18 protein-coding genes are annotated in these 16,230 nt (G+C 42.6%); 5 read left to right on the top strand and 13 right to left on the bottom strand.

Going from position 1 to position 16,230, the window contains the following annotated elements:
* Positions 1–344: 344 nt before the first annotated feature.
* The 5 genes from TY16_RS20945 to ku form a co-directional block, all read right to left on the bottom strand.
* On the bottom strand, positions 345–548 hold the full coding sequence (locus TY16_RS20945; RefSeq protein WP_043933714.1) for a cold-shock protein: 204 nt from the start codon (positions 546–548) through the stop codon (positions 345–347).
* A gap of 217 nt (positions 549–765) precedes the next feature.
* The gene (locus tag TY16_RS20940; protein ID WP_043933713.1) at positions 766–1,263 is read right to left on the bottom strand and encodes a metallophosphoesterase family protein; all 498 of its coding nucleotides are present in this window, start codon (positions 1,261–1,263) and stop codon (positions 766–768) included.
* 23 nt (positions 1,264–1,286) lie between these two features.
* A complete protein-coding gene (glpK, locus tag TY16_RS20935; protein ID WP_043933712.1) occupies positions 1,287–2,777 on the bottom strand; it encodes a glycerol kinase GlpK in 1,491 nt (496 codons plus the stop codon).
* Positions 2,778–2,854: 77 nt separating this feature from the next.
* Entirely contained in the window at positions 2,855–3,517 is a 663-nt protein-coding gene (locus TY16_RS20930) for a phosphatase PAP2 family protein (protein ID WP_052342817.1), read from the bottom strand.
* Positions 3,518–3,660: 143 nt separating this feature from the next.
* Positions 3,661–4,491, bottom strand: a complete 831-nt coding sequence (gene ku, locus TY16_RS20925) for a non-homologous end joining protein Ku (RefSeq protein ID WP_043933711.1) — start codon at positions 4,489–4,491, stop codon at positions 3,661–3,663.
* Between the two features lie 138 nt (positions 4,492–4,629).
* Between ku and TY16_RS20920 the strand changes: the two genes are divergently transcribed.
* The gene (locus tag TY16_RS20920; protein ID WP_043933710.1) at positions 4,630–6,468 is read left to right on the top strand and encodes a DNA ligase D; all 1,839 of its coding nucleotides are present in this window, start codon (positions 4,630–4,632) and stop codon (positions 6,466–6,468) included.
* Positions 6,469–6,606: 138 nt separating this feature from the next.
* On the opposite strand, the gene dapF is transcribed toward TY16_RS20920, so the two are convergent.
* From dapF to TY16_RS20905, 3 genes are all read right to left on the bottom strand, one after another.
* Positions 6,607–7,584 (bottom strand): diaminopimelate epimerase, encoded by a 978-nt coding sequence (dapF, locus tag TY16_RS20915; RefSeq protein ID WP_043933709.1) that lies wholly within the window; start codon positions 7,582–7,584, stop codon positions 6,607–6,609.
* A 114-nt stretch (positions 7,585–7,698) separates the two neighbouring features.
* Positions 7,699–8,451: a hypothetical protein gene (locus TY16_RS20910; protein WP_043933708.1), complete on the bottom strand. Its 753-nt coding sequence runs from the start codon at positions 8,449–8,451 to the stop codon at positions 7,699–7,701.
* A gap of 65 nt (positions 8,452–8,516) precedes the next feature.
* Positions 8,517–9,374 (bottom strand): patatin-like phospholipase family protein, encoded by an 858-nt coding sequence (locus TY16_RS20905; protein ID WP_043933707.1) that lies wholly within the window; start codon positions 9,372–9,374, stop codon positions 8,517–8,519.
* 140 nt (positions 9,375–9,514) lie between these two features.
* On the opposite strand from TY16_RS20905, the gene TY16_RS20900 reads away from it, so the two are divergent.
* The 3 genes from TY16_RS20900 to TY16_RS20890 all read left to right on the top strand — a co-directional run bounded on the left by TY16_RS20900 (position 9,515) and on the right by TY16_RS20890 (position 12,422).
* On the top strand, positions 9,515–10,645 hold the full coding sequence (locus TY16_RS20900; protein WP_043933706.1) for an amidohydrolase: 1,131 nt from the start codon (positions 9,515–9,517) through the stop codon (positions 10,643–10,645).
* A 294-nt stretch (positions 10,646–10,939) separates the two neighbouring features.
* Complete coding sequence (locus TY16_RS20895; RefSeq protein ID WP_043933705.1) at positions 10,940–11,500, top strand: GNAT family N-acetyltransferase; 561 nt, start codon at positions 10,940–10,942, stop codon at positions 11,498–11,500.
* Between the two features lie 475 nt (positions 11,501–11,975).
* The gene (locus TY16_RS20890; RefSeq protein ID WP_043933704.1) at positions 11,976–12,422 is read left to right on the top strand and encodes an Hsp20/alpha crystallin family protein; all 447 of its coding nucleotides are present in this window, start codon (positions 11,976–11,978) and stop codon (positions 12,420–12,422) included.
* 8 nt (positions 12,423–12,430) lie between these two features.
* Here the strand turns inward: TY16_RS20890 and TY16_RS20885 are convergent, their stop codons facing one another.
* Positions 12,431–12,694: a hypothetical protein gene (locus TY16_RS20885; RefSeq protein ID WP_043933703.1), complete on the bottom strand. Its 264-nt coding sequence runs from the start codon at positions 12,692–12,694 to the stop codon at positions 12,431–12,433.
* A gap of 114 nt (positions 12,695–12,808) precedes the next feature.
* Here TY16_RS20885 and TY16_RS20880 point away from each other — a divergent pair, with 114 nt between their 5' ends.
* Positions 12,809–13,051, top strand: coding sequence for a hypothetical protein (locus tag TY16_RS20880; RefSeq protein ID WP_043933702.1), 243 nt, complete (start codon positions 12,809–12,811; stop codon positions 13,049–13,051).
* Between the two features lie 443 nt (positions 13,052–13,494).
* Here the strand turns inward: TY16_RS20880 and TY16_RS20875 are convergent, their stop codons facing one another.
* From TY16_RS20875 to TY16_RS20865, 4 genes are all read right to left on the bottom strand, one after another.
* On the bottom strand, positions 13,495–14,331 hold the full coding sequence (locus TY16_RS20875; protein WP_052342816.1) for a hypothetical protein: 837 nt from the start codon (positions 14,329–14,331) through the stop codon (positions 13,495–13,497).
* Positions 14,332–14,438: 107 nt separating this feature from the next.
* Positions 14,439–14,615: a hypothetical protein gene (locus tag TY16_RS26700; protein WP_197028436.1), complete on the bottom strand. Its 177-nt coding sequence runs from the start codon at positions 14,613–14,615 to the stop codon at positions 14,439–14,441.
* A 63-nt stretch (positions 14,616–14,678) separates the two neighbouring features.
* Positions 14,679–15,599 carry a CobW family GTP-binding protein gene (locus TY16_RS20870; protein WP_043933701.1) on the bottom strand — a complete coding sequence of 307 codons (921 nt, stop codon included), beginning with the start codon at positions 15,597–15,599 and terminating at the stop codon, positions 14,679–14,681.
* A 23-nt stretch (positions 15,600–15,622) separates the two neighbouring features.
* Positions 15,623–16,000, bottom strand: coding sequence for a hypothetical protein (locus tag TY16_RS20865; protein WP_043933700.1), 378 nt, complete (start codon positions 15,998–16,000; stop codon positions 15,623–15,625).
* Positions 16,001–16,230 lie beyond the last annotated feature (230 nt).

The raw sequence follows: 16,230 nt of genomic DNA, 5'->3' as shown, positions 1-16,230 counted from the left end.
TCTCGTTTTATGTTTATTGAATCAGGACACGTTTTTAAATATTCAGGACAGATTTTACGATATACAGGACATTTCCCGAAAAATGCAGGACATTTCCCAAGCATTGCAGGACAGATTTTCAACTTTTCAGGACAAACTCTATTTCACTCTAAAAACCCGAGTACATCCAACCGAGCAACATTCATTATAATTCGGCATTTTTTTAATTAATTCAGCGGTAATAGAATTAATTCGGCGATTTTAAGACAAAAGGTGCCTGCCAGTAATCTGACAGACACCTTTAACTTTTTAATCATAATGGTATTAATTATAAAACTCAACAACACCTTGAATCAAACTTCTGCCTATATATAGCGCTTGCTAGTATTTGCGACTGCTTGAAGTTCTTTGGTGGCCCGTCTCATCTCACTTTTGCAAATGGGGCATTCTGGTGTATCCTCACTTTTGAAGTTATCTCGGATCCAAGCCTTGCATCCTTCAGCAGTGCACTCCCAAACTTCAGTAGCTTCCAACACAACTTCTTCCATATTTCTCCGTCCAAACGCCATTCCAGGCACCTCCATTAGTTTGTTTCATCGGCGGATTCCCATTCCGCATCCGGAGTATAGATACCTAAACTGCCGGATGACCTGAAGAAAAAAACACCGCGTTATAAAAAGCACATTCCTTGCCGCTTTTTATAATTTGGTGATGCTGTAAAATGGTTTGTTTTTTCTTCTATTAATTATTATAGCACATTTTTGTTAAAAGGTCATACCGAAACTGCTATTTCCTGCCTTCGAAAAAAATTAGCTTCGCGCTAAGTGTTTCCCCAGCGTGAAGAATACCAAATGAATAGCGCTTTTGCCGCCGCTTATCGGTAGGTGAACCAGGATTAAAAATAAGAATATCTTTTTCATACCGCAGGACCGGAATATGGGAATGGCCATAGATAATACAATTTACTTTTTCCTCAGAAAAAGCTTTAATTGCCCGTTTTTCGGTTGTCATTCCCTTTCCATGTCCATGAACGATTCCTAACCTGAATCCATTGACCTCAACAATTTTTTTAAATGGAAAAAGGGACTTCATCTCTGGTCCATCTACATTCCCGTATACTCCTTCAACTTTTGCATACCGGGAAAGCTCCTTAATAACTTCAATAGTTTGCCAATCACCAGCATGAATGATCAAATCTGCTGTCCGTGCCTCTTGAAATAGTTCCTCGGGCAGCTGTTTCGAACGCTTTGGGATATGGGTGTCCGAGAGAACAAGAATTTTCATGATGGTATCCCTCTTTCGAGTACTTATTTAAACGCCATCGCCGCCTGGACAGCCTTTTTCCAGCCTGAATAAAGCTCTTCTCGCTCTTTTTCTTCCATCGAAGGTTCAAAGCTTCCACCAAGTGCCCACTGTTCGCTGATTTCCTTGCGATTCTTCCAGAATCCAGTGGCCAGCCCGGCAAGGAAAGCTGCGCCAAGAGCTGTTGTTTCATTTATAACGGGCCTTTCAACAGGAACATTCAAGATACTGCTCTGGAATTCCATCAAGAAGTTATTGCTGACAGCTCCCCCATCAGCCCGCAGTGTTTTAAGCCTAATGCCAGAGTCGGCTTCCATTGCCGACAGGACATCCCTTGTCTGGTAGGCCAGCGATTCGAGTGTTGCCCTGATAAAATGCTCTTTCGACGTCCCTCTTGTCAGCCCAAATACGGCGCCGCGAACATCACTGTCCCAATAAGGCGTTCCAAGCCCGACAAAAGCCGGTACCACATACACTCCATCTGTTGAGCTAACCCTTGAGGCATACGATTCACTGTCTTGCGCTGAACGAATCATCCGCAAGCCGTCACGGAGCCATTGGATTGCTGACCCGGCAACGAATATACTGCCTTCAAGGGCATATTCAACCTTGCCATCAATTCCCCAAGCAATCGTCGTCAGCAGGCCATGATTGGATTTTACTGCGTTTTCACCAGTATTCATTAGCATGAAGCAGCCGGTTCCATATGTGTTCTTGGCCATACCTTCCTCAAAGCAAGCCTGGCCGAACAATGCCGCCTGCTGGTCACCTGCAGCCGCAGCAATCGGGACTTCCTGCCCAAAGAAGTGATGCGCAGCTGTATTTGCGTAAATCTCTGATGAAGGTCTTACCTCAGGCAGCATCGATTCAGGTATCCCAAGGATGGAAAGAAGCTCAGCATCCCATTTCAAGTCATAAATATTGTATAACAATGTCCTTGAAGCATTTGAATAATCGGTCACATGTGCCTTCCCGCCGGAAAGCTTCCAGATCAGCCACGTATCAATCGTACCGAACAGTAATTTTCCGGCTTTTGATTTTTCGCGGGCACCCTGGACATGGTCCAATATCCACTTCACCTTTGTCCCGGAAAAATAAGCGTCTATTAGCAAACCTGTTTTGTCACGAAACAAATCACTATGTCCAGCTGCTTTTAGCTCCTCACATATGCCATTTGTCTGTCTGGACTGCCAAACGATCGCATTGTAAATTGGGCGGCCGGTTTCCTTATCCCATACAACCGTTGTTTCCCGCTGATTAGTGATTCCGATACCTGCAATCTCTGAAGGCTTTACTCCTGACTCTGTCAGGCATGAAGCAATGACAGCAAGAATTGACCCCCAGATTTCATCTGCATTATGTTCAACCCAGCCTGGCTGCGGAAAATGCTGTGTGAATTCTTTTTGCGCCATGTGAACGATTTGTCCGTCATGGCCGAAAAGGATGGCACGCGAGCTCGTCGTGCCTTGATCCAATGCAAGAATATACTTCCCCATACGCTCCTCCTTGCGAAAAAAACTGGTACTATCTTTTAATTATTGTAATTCATAAGCCGGAATTCTGCCTGTCTCGGCTATTGGGATATCCGTTCTTTTTTCTCATAAAATTTGAAAAGGATTACGCAGACTGCCAGCCAAGCCCCGCCTGCGGAAAACCCGCCGATAATATCGCTTGGGTAATGGACTCCAAGATAGACTCTGCTCAGGCCTACCATAAAAATTATAAAAAAAAGTGCTGCTGAGCCAGCAATTTTTATTTTCCATCTCCGGGCAAAATGGAAAACCAGGAATGCGCAGGCTCCGTAGAAAATAAATGAACCCATTGAATGGCCGCTAGGGAAACTATAACCCTCTTCTTCTATTAAAGGCTTAATATCCGGCCTCTCCCGCTGGAATAAATCTTTCAAATACATATTGAACAGAGCGCCGACACCTGATGAAAAGGCAATGAACAAACCTGAACGCCATTTCTTTTTTAAAAAGCAAAAAACGATCGTCCCAATAACTGAGGCAGTAAGCCACGGTATAGAACCTAACATCGTAATATACAGCATTAGCTCTGTTAAATCAGAAGAAATAAACCTTTGTACATATGTCATGACTGTAACATCGAATTCTTCCAGTTCCTTCTCCTTAAGCTCGCTGGCTATTTCCAAAAAAATAAAAATAAATCCGAAAACAATAGCCAATGAAAGCCCAAGGTAGGAAAATGCCAACTTCATCAATCTGCCTGCCATATTCTCCACACCTCCAATAAGGTAAAAAGGGCCGTTTTGGGAACCGGCCCCGTTAGTTGATGCGTTCCTTTTTTAGCTTATTTGAACGAACGGGCTGCTAAAATACCCTGCTCGAATTCCAGATTCCATAAGTGCTCCCACTACTACGCTTCCTTTTTCTTTTTTGGAGTCGCTTTTTTACGTGGAGCCGCCGCCTTCTTCGGCTTTGTCTTGTCAATTGAAGCTTGAAGCGCAGCCATCAGATCGGTAACATTAGCAGGCTGCTCCGCCGCAGTTGGGGCAACAACCTCGCGTCCTGCCCGCTTTGCATCAATAAGTTCCATTAAAGCTGTACGATATTCATCATTGTATTTTTCCGGCTGGAATTCTGTGGTCAATTGATCAATTAGAAGGATCGCTGTTGAAATTTCCTTGTCAGTCACTTTATCTGCCTCAGGAACATTCGGAACATCGCCTGCATTCCTCACTTCATCCGGATAATGGATGGTTTCCATCACAAGTGTATTTTCATATACCCGGATAACAGCTAACTGCTCTTTTGAACGAATAACAATCTTGGCCAGACCAACCTTTTGCGAATCTTCAAGAGCTTTCCTCAGTAAGGAATAGGCTTTACCGCCCCCCTCATGTGGAGACATGAAATACGTCCGGTCAAAATAGATCGGATCAATTTCCTCCATTTTGACAAAATCAATGATTTCGACGGCCTTATCCTCATTTCCCTTCTTTAGATTAGCCAGGTCCTCATCTTCGAGAACGACAAATTTTCCTTTTGTATATTCATACGCTTTGACAATTTCCTCACTTTTTATTTCCCTTTCACAGACGGGACAAACCTTTTCATATTTAATTGGTGAATGGCATTCCTTATGCAGGGTTCTGAGTTTAATATCCCTGTCTTCTGTAGCGGCATGAAGCTTGATGGGGATATTGACGAGCCCAAAGCTAATACTGCCCTTCCAAATCGTATGCATCGTACTTCCTCCTGTCATTTTCTTTTAGTTTGCGCATTTCGCTTATCTTTAGCACAAATCAAAAAACAACAGTTTTGGCTGGATAAATGCAGTTTTTATAAAGCAGACTAAACCAAAAAGGATTGGGGAACTGCGACGATGAAGCCTATGCTTCCTGTACTTAGCTTTGAACAACCTGTACGCCAAGGGTGGTCGTATGAAGTCAAATATGATGGTTTTAGGGCAATGCTTGAATGGACCGAAGAAAGCATCAACATAGTAAGCAGGAACGGAAAGCCGCTGCTCCCGCAGTTTCCCGAAATAAACCAATTCCTTTCTTTGCATAGTGAGGCTTTTAGACCCTATTTGCCGCTTCTTCTTGATTGTGAGCTTGTTATTCTGGAAAATGAGTATAAAGCAAATTTTTCAGCGATACAGGTACGAGGCCGGATGAAATCCGAAAAAAGAATTCAGGAATCGGCAAAGAAGGTCCCCGCGCGTCTATTGGCTTTCGACCTCCTTAAGCTGTCAGGAACAAGTCTTTTGGATAGGGCCTATAGCGAGCGAAAAAAACAATTACACGACTTATTTATAAAAACCGGGCTGCCGGTTAAAGTGAATCCATCTAACCAACAATTGCTTCAATATGTAAAATCCTATAGTGATTTTAATGAAATATGGGAACATGTCACCCTTCATGACGGGGAAGGAATCGTTGCCAAGGACCCGGCTGGACGATGGGAAGAAGGAAAGCGAACAGACAAATGGGTGAAGTACAAGAATTTCAAGCTGGTAAACTGTTTCCTAATTGCTTTTGAAAAAGCAAATGGTTATTACTATTGCGCTGTTTACAAGGATGAAGAAATTTTTCAAATTGGCCATATTCTTTTTGGCTTGAAGCCTGAGGAAAAACAGGCGCTATCGGCTGTAATCCGGCAGAACAGTAACAACGAGGATAATCGATTTATTTATGTTGAGCCTGCGATTTGCTTTGAAGTAAAATACCTGGAGCTTTATGATGGGGAATTAAGGGAGCCTCATTTTAACAGGTTCAGATTCGATTTAAAGCCTGAGGATTGTACGTATGACCACTTTCTTTTTAATCAAAAAAACGCTCCTGAGGATGTCGAGCTAACCCACCCTGATAAGCCAGTTTGGGAGAGTCCGCCTGTTCGAAAAATTGACCTTGTTCATTATTTGAGGGAGGTCTCTCCTTCAATGCTGCCATTTTTACAAAAACGGCTTTTGACAGTTATCCGCTATCCGCATGGAATGTTTGGTGAACCCTTTTATCAGAAAAACTGTCCTGATTATGCTCCTGATTTCGTCGAGACGCATTTGGACGAGGGTATAAATTATATTGTTTGCAATGGGTTAAAAACCATTGTCTGGCTTGGAAATCAGCTTGCAATCGAATTCCACATTCCGTTTCAGACGATTGATTCCCAACCAAATAAAGTGTCCGAAATTGTTCTTGACCTTGACCCGCCTTCCATCGATGATTTTCAGCTTGCCGTGACAGCTGCTTTGCATATTAAAGAGGTGCTGGACGGGTTGAACCTGACCGGATTCGTCAAAACCTCCGGAAATAAAGGCTTGCAAGTTTATATCCCTCTGCCGGCCAACACATATACGTTTGATGAAACACGATTGTTCACTGAATTCATAGCCCATTATCTCGTTTCAAAAGAACCTGATCTGTTTACAATAGAGCGAATGAAGAAAAACCGCGGAAACAAGCTGTATGTTGACTATGTCCAGCATGCCCACGGCAAAACTATCATTGCCCCCTATTCACCAAGAGGGAACCAGCATGCGGGAGTGGCGGCACCTCTTTTATGGGAAGAGGTTGGTAAAGGGCTTGATCCGAAAGAATTCAATTTGCCAAATGTGTTAAAACGGTACAGGAAAATCGGCGACCCTTTCAAGGACTATTTCGCTGCAGGTGAGGAACAGCCTTTTGCTCCGGTACTGGAGTTTTTAAAAAGCACAAAATAGAGCCGGCTTATCGCCGGCTCTTTACCTTTGTTAAATTAGCGTTTCTCATTTTGCTTCTGGTACTGATGGCTGCTATATGTGACCTGTTTATCGTTTCTCGATCCGGTTCGGTCACCGAAGCGGTCACATTCATTTAAATTAATTGTATTGGCTCAGGGCTTTCCTTGCTTCTTCCTGCAACAGGGAGTAACGCTCCTGCTCTCCAAGGTCCACTTGACCGGATAATTCCACGGAATTGGTTTCAAAATCGAACTCTGCTGTTGCCCGGTAAACGAATGTCGCATTGCCAACAAGCTCGATTTTATATGTTTCTTCCTGCTCGCGGACGATACATTCGACCATCCCGCCATCATTGAATACCCTGATCGGTTTTTCAGTCTGATTGTATCCATACAGGCACGTGACCAAAGAAGATGCTGACATGGCGGTGCCGCAAGCATGGGTAAAGCCGACGCCTCTTTCATATGTACGTACATAAATCTGCCCTGGAGAAAGAGTGCGAACGAAGCTGACATTCACTCCATCAGGAAATAACTCATTCGGTCCATTCACTTTTTCACTAATTGTCCGCTGAAGGTCACCTGATAATTCAGGCAAACCAACGATGGAAATTAAATGTGGATTCGGAACTGCCAGCGCTGTGAATTCGAGGCTGCTGCTTAATTCAGGAATTTCGCCTTTTACAAGCGTTTCCTGATCCAGCATCAGTGGCAAATTCTTCAACTCAAATAAGACTGGTGAAATTTCCACATTGTAAGTGGAAACTCCCTCAAGGATGTCGGAGTATTTTTGAACTAAGAGATTGGCCTTCATTGTCTCAACAATGGCGGAATCCTTTCCAAGCAGTTCACATAAAAGTCTCGCAGCACAGCGCAGGCCATTGCCGCACATCGATGCTTCGGAGCCATCCGCATTGAATACTCTCATCGCTCCATCAGCAGTTTCACTTTTTTGTAGGAACAAAATGCCATCTGCCCCGGGCCCGTTCTCTCGGTCGCAAAGCAATTGGGCTAGCTTTCCCCGTTCTTCATATGTAAAAAGCTCCGGCCTTGAAAATTCGTCTATCAACAGAAAATCGTTTCCGGAACCATGTACCTTAATAAATTCTACTTTCACAAACATACCCCCAACTTATGCTGCTTATATTCTAATGAAATGTACTATCAACAGTGAATCTTACTTAAAAATTATATAGCTAAAGAATGGCATACCGATAAAATTATTGCAAGGTTAGCGTTCTACGAAAAATTCACGGACAAGCACCGAAAAATAAAGCAGCTTCTCTTCGTTTGATGAATGATCATTGATTGTAAAAACCGGTGTATTCGGGTCAGGGAATCGCATCCCCCACTCCAGCGGCATGAGTCCTCTCCTAAGCCTTGCGCGATTGCTGCCTTCTGTTTCTACTTTTACATCCATAAAGAACCTTGAACCGGAAACAGACATGAAAACCATGCCATGCATTTTTGTTAATTGTAGTTGGCCTTTCCCATCCTCATACAGTCTTCCAATCCAGTTGCCTCTTGAATTGTATACATCTACCTTTCCCCGGGTTACGTAATAAACAGCCAATGGTTTCATCTCTTCATTACACAATTCGAACTCACGGCGCCGCGAAATGATTTGCTGAAACGAAATTTTCCTTTTCCTGAGCTCGCCATTTTTCACTCCAGTTGGTGAAAACAGAAGAAGACCAGGTGATAAATGATTGTCATAGAAAACAAGCAGGCTTTTGGCAGTCAATAAGGGATTACTGGTTAAAATGACTGCGGATTCTGCTTCCTCTGCGAGTCTTGCCTTATTAAGATGGATTTGGTAATAAATCAAACTCATTGCTGCAAAAGGAAGGCATAACAGCATAACCTGGCGATTGCCGATATAAGCCAAGTTAATGAACACCAATAGAAAAGCAGGCAAAAGAAAGAGGATACTGGAGTTTAAAAAAGCTCTGGCGCTTTCGCTATAATAATCGGATATTTTCATATTCACTCCTAAATTACCCTTTTTCTATTATTCTATTGTCTGCTTGTCCATTTCATGTATGTTCTTTAAGCTTCCTCCACCCACTTCATTAAGTCATCGCTAAGCAGTTTTGCATCCGTGTACCCTTGCTCGTACAGGTTTGACAACTTTACCGGATCCTTTTCCATCCTCCCAACTTTTAACGGAAGGTTTGGCTGAATGATAAAAGCCCTGCCATCCTGTTTTTCTTTTTTTAAATATGAAACGGTATCATTATATACCTGGTATCTCTGACGAAGGCTGGATTGAAGCCCGCGGTAATCGGGGTACTTGCGATTTACTAAAAAACTGAATCGTGACGGCTTTTTCAAATACCCTTCATTTCTTGTTAAAATAACTACGTTTTTCTTATAGCCTTCTGACTGTGCTTTCTTAATTGGAATAGGGTCACTTATTCCCCCATCCAAAAGAGTTCTTCCTCCAAACTTAATCTCAGGCGCGATGAATGGAAGCGAGCTAGAAGCTTTTAGCACTGTAAGCAAATCCGTTCCATAATCGCTTTTCCCAAAATAAACAGGCTCACCTGAAATACAATCTGTTGTTCCTACTACAAATTCTGTGCTGTTTTGATTAAAAGCCTGATAATCATACGGAACCAACTTATTGGGAATTTCATCAAAGATGAAATCCATTCCAAATAGCTGCCGGTTCCTCCTGAAGTTTTGCCAGGATAAATAACGAGGGTCCGAAACATAGTCAATATTCACAACCTTGTTCCGCCCTTTTTGCCCGGACAGATAGGATGCTGCATTGCAAGCTCCAGCTGAAACGCCAATGACATATGGGAACGAAATGCCGTTATCAAGGAAATACTCCAGGACACCAGCTGTATAAACGCCCCTCATTCCTCCCCCTTCAAGTACAAGCCCAATCCCATTTTTCATGTTAAACACACCTCTCTCAACAAGAATTATAGTTGAATCGCCGCTCGGAAACAAAGAATGAAACCATAGTAGTTATTTCTTTTCCGCAAGACTCGATACCTGTTAAAATAGAAAAAACTACTCTCGTGGGGTACTAATTAATGGATTCAATATTGTTAAGGAACGCGACCATTGTCCCGATTACTTCCGAGCCTTTGGAAGGCTTTGACCTGTTTGTCCATAAAGGGAAGATTGCTGAAATACGTAAAAACATTCAGGCACCTGCGGGAACAGCCATCATTGATTGCGGGCTAAATTTCCTGCTTCCAGGATTTATTGATGTCCATACCCACCTCGGGCTGTATGATGAGGGAACTGGCTGGGCCGGTAATGATGCGAACGAAACGATTGAACCGATGACACCCCATATCAGGGCAATTGATGGTGTTTATCCTTTTGATACGGGGTTTGCCGATGCTGTCCAAAGCGGAATAACCACCGTCCATGTTATGCCTGGAAGCGCAAATGTCATAGGCGGAACTACAGCTGTCATTAAAACGACAGGGAAAAACATTCAGGATATGATCATTAACCCTCTTGCAGGATTGAAAATTGCACTTGGCGAGAACCCGAAACGCATACACAGTAATGGCTCAAATGATTCGATTACAAGGATGGGGCTTATGGGTATGTTAAGGGAGGCGTTTTATAAGGCTCGGAAATTTGGAGACCCGGAAGACTTGAGGTTTGCTCCGCTTTTAAAGGCATTGAATCGGGAAATACCCGTCAGGATCCATGCGCACAGAGCCGATGATATTATGACCGCTCTCAGGTTTTCACAGGAGTTTGACCTTGACCTCCGGATTGAGCATTGCACTGAAGGACACCTTGTTGCAGATGAAATGGCAGGGCTTGGACTTAAAGTTTCTGTTGGACCGACATTGACAAGAAGGGGGAAAGTTGAACTAAAGAACAAAAGCTGGACCACGTATCAGAGGTTGACAGAAGCAGGTGTTGAAGTCTCAATTACAACCGATCACCCTTACACACCTATTCAATATTTAAATGTATGTGCTGCAATCGCGGTAAGAGAAGGCTTGTCCGAACAAAAAGCACTAGAGGGGATTACCATTCTTCCGGCGAAGAATCTGGGTGTCGACAGCCGCGTCGGCAGCATTGAAAAAGGGAAAGATGCCGATCTTGTGCTCTGGAGCAATCATCCGTTTCATTTCCTCGCCAAGCCTCTTTGGACCATGATAGACGGCAAATTCGTTTATCAGCGAATTATGTAGAAAATGCTCACAAAATCGCAAAAATTTCCTCTTAAAAAACTATTTATTTTTGGTGAAATTTCTTGTATGATACTTTTTGTGAATAACTATTTTTTCTGTTTTACCGCTTAACAACGTTGATTTTCATAAAAATTCATATATGTGCAATGGGAAGGCAAATGGTGCGCCACCAGTCAAGACTGGTCTTAGTGGGTTCGATTCCCACCCCGAAATTTTTTACGCAATTTTAAAAATTTCGAGGGTGGAAATGTTCCTGTCCACAGGACTGGTCTGCCCTGACTGGAGGCTATTTTTATGCTAAAAAAACGCGATCTCAACGATTGCCATGCCCTCTATGACCTAATTACACATCCTGATGTTTTCCCTTATGTACGCCATAAGGCAAATTCATATGATGAGTTTCTGTTTCTGACAAAACAGATCATTGAATCTGAGGAACGCGGCGAGGTTATTTCAAGGACAATTTTGGACGAATGGGGTACGCCAATTGGTACCATCTCCCTCTTCGATGTTTCTGACAATGCAGGTTTCCTCGGTACCTGGCTTGGCAAACCTTATCATGGAAAGGGTTATAACAGCCCAGCCAAGGAAGCGTTTTTCCAGGAAGCCTTTTACGAGCTTGGCATAGACACAGTATTCATGCGGATTAGGAAAGCTAATATCCGTTCTATCAAGGCTGCGGAAAAACTGCCCTATACAGTGAAAGCCAATGAAACAAGGCCAGCTCTATATGCGCAGCTGAATGCAGAAGGCGAAGTATTTGATTTGTACGAAATCCCTAAAGATCAATATACTTTCCATTTGATGAGGCAACAGGCTGAAACACAGGAAGAAACACATCTGCTTGAGGCTTAGGTTCTGTCCTATCCCGGTGTTTCTCTGCAGAATCAATAATATTTAAAATAAAACCGCTATTGCGGTTTTATTTTTTGTTTGGGTGTTTACATAATATTATTATTGTTTAGCATTTTTCGGTTTTTAATTTATGAGATTAATTGATGAATATTTTTCTTCCAGTTGGATGCCTGATAAAAAACGATGTTCTTTTTATCATACCTCTCTTCCCTTTGAACCTTTTCATTACACAGCACTCCAAAATTACTTCTGAAGTTTTGGTCTAAGTTCAGCAGTTTTGGATAATTCGGCGATTTCGAAAATAATTCGGCGGTTTTAAAATTAATTCGGCGGTTTACACTTAAGCTCGAGAAAAATCACTAGCCAAAGTTTTATGAACTAATTCTTGATTCTGAACCTCTAGGCTACTTGTCGCATAATATGTGATAACCGCTCTATTGGGCTGAAGTCCATAAGGTTTGAGAGGATGATCGCCATGTTTCCGTGGGGGAAATTTCCTTTTTCCAAAGATATGATGAAATCGATGAAACCTGAAATGATTGAGCAATATGTGATGGATGCGATTAGCCAGTACATGCCTCAGGGCTCTGAAACAGGGCCGATTATTCCAATGCAGCAGGAAACCCGCCAGCCTGAAGCCTCTAGCAAAATCCAGGCAATGATTTTTGAAACACACGAATTTGTATTTGTAAGAATTCCCCTAAAGGACGATTGGTTGGAAAAGATCCGTATCTTCCATACAGCCAATCAATTGATGGTTGAAAATATTCCTGAGTCAGGGGATAAAGAGACCTTCACACTGCCCGCGCCTGTTCGAAAAAAAGGCGCTACAGCAGCCTATATTGACGGGATTCTGGAGATAAAATTCCAAAAACTCACGTCTTCCCATCTTTCAGAAATCCACATTGGTCCCTCTTCATAAAGGTGACCTTATAAATTCTCCATGATTACCACATAGATTTCTAAAAGGCTGGTTTTGTCACTGTCTTTAAGGCTTGAGGCAAGCAGCCTTTTCGATGCTGTGTAAAATTTTTCATACTTTCCTTTGCGGACCCTGGGATGGCTATTCTCATCCAATAACTCTCTTCTAATCGCTTCCTTTAACGTCTCCTCGCTGTTGAGTAAATTGGATTCCTCCAACTGCCGGTTATTCCAAAGCTTTCTGTATTCTGTTAACAGGTGTTGGTAATCCATTTATAGCACCTTCCTCTTAACTATTTCTGTTTGCGTCACTAGAATTTTACATAGTAGGGACTAAGTTTGCAAAAAATAAAAAGGAAATCATTAGACTAGGAGGAAGCGGAACCCATGCCATCACCATACAGATGCCCAAATTGCAAAACAAACCGAAGCAGATTTACCATCATCGAACAGGTCCCGCGCGCCGTCAAGCTGGACCCTTCAACTGGTTCAATCGATAGGGAATATAATCAAGGTGAATTAGAACCCTTCCATCTTGCATACAATGGGCCAGAGGTCAGAATACAGTGTGGAACATGCGGACTGATTGAAGACGAAAGAACCTTTGTCCAATTCGGAAGGTTACCTTAACATAAGCAAAAGCACCCAGAGGAGGAGGGCCATTTAGCCTCTCGCCGCTGGGTGCCTTTGGCAATAGGATATTAGTGTTCCTAATAAAAGGCTGTCCAAAAATCTATTGGACCGCCTACATTAGTTAAGGAGAATATATTTAACTTATCTTACCTTAGCTCAATCTTTGGATTAAGTGCAATTATCCAGCTATTCGCTACCTTTGTGTGATTAGCCAATAATCCAATCCCTATAAACCAAAGTTTTATTAAAACACCTCATTGGTTACATTTCGGATGCCTTCAGAACTCAAAACGGTGCCAATAAAGACTATTGGCTACATTTCAACTAACTTTAGAATCCAAAATGTGGCCAATACAGCCTTACATTTCACTTGTCTCCACTCCCTAAAATGTGACCAATACACCCTTTCGCATTTTTCAGAACAATTGAATGAAACCCCGCTATTCATCAACGTTATCCCGATCCACTAAAAACGGATTATCCTCCAGGAAGGCGTGAGAGTCGACTTTCCATGCACTAGCAGGAGATGGGCGGAACAAATGAATTTCTGTCTCTTCAACCACTCTTCCTTCCCCTTCAATTTGCCATTCAATTTCAACTGGTACATCCACCGTTAATTCATCCTGCAAATCCTCTGCTGGGAGGAGCGGCAACCGCGCTATCTTTGCATTCTCAACATTCTTAAGGAATGGCTGCCAGTTCGTTTTCTTTAATGAGAGCAGGGAGAGAATGCGTTTATCCTGTTCTTTATACCCTGCAACATAGTAGGTTACAGTTTCAACAGGATTAGCATTGGCAAGAAGCATATTAAGCTTGCCGCCTGCTTTATACACCATCAATTTATGGGATAGGTCCATTTCCCGTCTTCTGTGTGTAGAGCTTTTGTTAAAATGAATGCAAAAATGTCCTGGAAATTTATTTTGCAGAGCACCTGCTCCGTGCGGCATTCCGTTCATCGATGCAGCAATCTTCTTATTCCCTTTTACAGCGTAGATTGCCCTTCTTTTCCAGCTCCATTTTCCACCGTATATTTTTTTCATGATTTTTGTATCTTTTGCTGTTAAAGGCTGGACATCCGCGTGCCTGTTTCCGGCTCTTCTTTGCACATTGAAAGAAAGGCCAGTTTCGACGTCAATAACAGTAAATTTACTATACCTGGGAAAGACTTGTCTTGCCTCATCCCATGGTGTCATCACTGCGCCGCGCTTTCCAGCTTCTATCTCGGGAGAAAAACTGAGGGAGATTATAATCACAAACAAACCAATTCGTTTTAACACAGGAATCCACCCATCCGGTTAAAATTTACTATAAAAGTTTGCCACCAAGCCCCTCGCTCCATTCCATGAAAATGCCTCCATCTCAATGGAAGATGGAGGCAGCGAAATTATTTTTTTCCATGATTCTCAAAATATTCTCTAGCCTTATCTATCCCGATGGCAATTGCCTTTCCCTCATCGTTGTCGTCCTCAAGAATGGCATTTGCGATTTCAATCGCCTTTTCCCGGACTTCGGGATCGAGATTTTTCATTGAGGCAGGGTAATCATTCTTTGACCAAGGCATAACTTCAACAACTCCTTTAAAGGGATGATTTAAGGTTCAATACCCCTTTAAAAAGAAGCCAAACTATTGGCCGTTTTCCAACGCCTTCAGTCCGTTGCTGACCGATTCCCAGTCTATCCCTTCGCCTATAAACACCATATTGAGGGGAAGATTCATATACTCTTTCATATAGGATGGCATTCCATACGAATATTGAAACAGCTCGGGAAAACTGGCGCCCTTAAATTTAACATATCCTTTTATCCGGTAAATTGAATCAGGAAGGCTCCGTAGAAAGTGTTCAAAGTCCTCCCTTTGAACTCCAGCTGAAAAGGTATGTACATATGTACCCAGACCAAGATCCTTTGTATGGATATGTGTATGTTTTCGTTCACCAGGAAGAAGGGTAATTGCCCTAATATCCTTTAAGGGCACCTTTGAAAAATCAGTTAGCACACATCTGGCATGTGAATTAAGTGCCTGGATGCTGGTTATAGCATCAGCTTGTTGTTTTTCTGATAAATCACTTGCTTTATTAACAATCAAATAATCAGCATGTCTCACCTGTTCGAGCAGGAGCTGCTGCAGCTGTGGCCCAAGGGATACCCTGTCAAGCCACCTCTGGCCATCAACAGTCGTAATAATTCCTTTTGGCATGATTTTATCCGCGAAAAGAGGTGAAACAAGCGCATCAAGGATTTCGACTGGATGTGCGGCACCTGTTGTTTCAACATAAATTGAATCAGGCTTTTCCGATTGCAGCAAACCCTGAAGCTGAGCTTCCACCTGGCCGCTCATCGTGCAGCAAATGCAGCCACCCAGCAATTCCTTCAGTGCCACATCCTCCCCGACGGCATCGGAATCGATGGAAACAGTACCGAGTTCATTCATCATGACAGCAACCTTCCTGCCATTTTTCTTTTCATCTTCAAGCAGTCTTTTTAACAATGTTGTTTTGCCACTGCCAAGGAAACCCGAAAGGATATAGATTTCTGTTTTACCCATATTTACTTTTTCCTCTCTGTTAATTATTCTTCCAGCATTTCTAGTACCATGGCTCGAAGGACTTCTTCAAGATCGTTTAAATTCTTGTCCGTCAAGTAACCTGTCTTTTGGAACCATTCTTCCTTGCATTTCCAGATAGGAATATATCCATTCGGAAAATAGTCCTCATCCTGTTCAATGCCGATTTCAATGAATGATTCATATTCATCCTCAAAGCAATCCTTATCCGCCTTCCGGTTGCCTTTTTGCGTCCTCATCAGTTCCAGAACCAATTGTTGTTCTCGTTCCTTAAAGTGGGGCTGGTATTCTTTGCAAACAGATATACATACCTCAACGCAACCCGCCTCCAGGTTTTTAATCTCTTCCTTAAGCTTATTATCAAAATGGATGATATGTTTCATCTTTCTCACCCCGTTTTTCCATTCATATCATAAATTGCACTATTTATTTACTAGGCCCTTGTTTTTTCAGTGCCTCTCATTTTAAAAAACATTCAACCAGGGGAAGCTTTATCAACACTTCTTCCTTCATGATGGTTTCGGTTTCCACGGAAGGATGACTCATCGGCTGGCCCTTCAATATGTTCTACTCATTTAAGTTCTTACATTACCTACTATCTAAACAGTCATTT

The sequence above is a fragment of the Bacillus sp. EB01 genome, from assembly GCF_000613125.1.
GTDB lineage: Bacteria > Bacillota > Bacilli > Bacillales > Cytobacillaceae > Bacillus_D.
The sequence above is the reverse complement of the archived record's forward strand: the minus strand, read 5'-3'. Positions and strand labels throughout refer to the sequence as shown.

What these genes read in the sequence shown, in the direction of transcription:
- TY16_RS20865 (WP_043933700.1), bottom strand. Translation starts at nt 16,000, where the DNA reads ATGAAACATATCATCCATTTTGATAATAAGCTTAAGGAAGAGATTAAA.
- TY16_RS20910 (WP_043933708.1), bottom strand. Translation starts at nt 8,451, where the DNA reads ATGAAAATATCCGATTATTATAGCGAAAGCGCCAGAGCTTTTTTAAAC.
- TY16_RS20880 (WP_043933702.1), top strand. Translation starts at nt 12,809, where the DNA reads ATGCCATCACCATACAGATGCCCAAATTGCAAAACAAACCGAAGCAGA.
- TY16_RS20890 (WP_043933704.1), top strand. Translation starts at nt 11,976, where the DNA reads ATGTTTCCGTGGGGGAAATTTCCTTTTTCCAAAGATATGATGAAATCG.
- TY16_RS20885 (WP_043933703.1), bottom strand. Translation starts at nt 12,694, where the DNA reads ATGGATTACCAACACCTGTTAACAGAATACAGAAAGCTTTGGAATAAC.
- TY16_RS20930 (WP_052342817.1), bottom strand. Translation starts at nt 3,517, where the DNA reads ATGGCAGGCAGATTGATGAAGTTGGCATTTTCCTACCTTGGGCTTTCA.
- TY16_RS20870 (WP_043933701.1), bottom strand. Translation starts at nt 15,599, where the DNA reads ATGGGTAAAACAGAAATCTATATCCTTTCGGGTTTCCTTGGCAGTGGC.
- ku (WP_043933711.1), bottom strand. Translation starts at nt 4,491, where the DNA reads ATGCATACGATTTGGAAGGGCAGTATTAGCTTTGGGCTCGTCAATATC.
- TY16_RS26700 (WP_197028436.1), bottom strand. Translation starts at nt 14,615, where the DNA reads ATGCCTTGGTCAAAGAATGATTACCCTGCCTCAATGAAAAATCTCGAT.
- TY16_RS20900 (WP_043933706.1), top strand. Translation starts at nt 9,515, where the DNA reads ATGGATTCAATATTGTTAAGGAACGCGACCATTGTCCCGATTACTTCC.
- TY16_RS20895 (WP_043933705.1), top strand. Translation starts at nt 10,940, where the DNA reads ATGCTAAAAAAACGCGATCTCAACGATTGCCATGCCCTCTATGACCTA.
- TY16_RS20905 (WP_043933707.1), bottom strand. Translation starts at nt 9,374, where the DNA reads ATGAAAAATGGGATTGGGCTTGTACTTGAAGGGGGAGGAATGAGGGGC.
- TY16_RS20945 (WP_043933714.1), bottom strand. Translation starts at nt 548, where the DNA reads ATGGCGTTTGGACGGAGAAATATGGAAGAAGTTGTGTTGGAAGCTACT.
- TY16_RS20940 (WP_043933713.1), bottom strand. Translation starts at nt 1,263, where the DNA reads ATGAAAATTCTTGTTCTCTCGGACACCCATATCCCAAAGCGTTCGAAA.
- TY16_RS20920 (WP_043933710.1), top strand. Translation starts at nt 4,630, where the DNA reads ATGAAGCCTATGCTTCCTGTACTTAGCTTTGAACAACCTGTACGCCAA.
- glpK (WP_043933712.1), bottom strand. Translation starts at nt 2,777, where the DNA reads ATGGGGAAGTATATTCTTGCATTGGATCAAGGCACGACGAGCTCGCGT.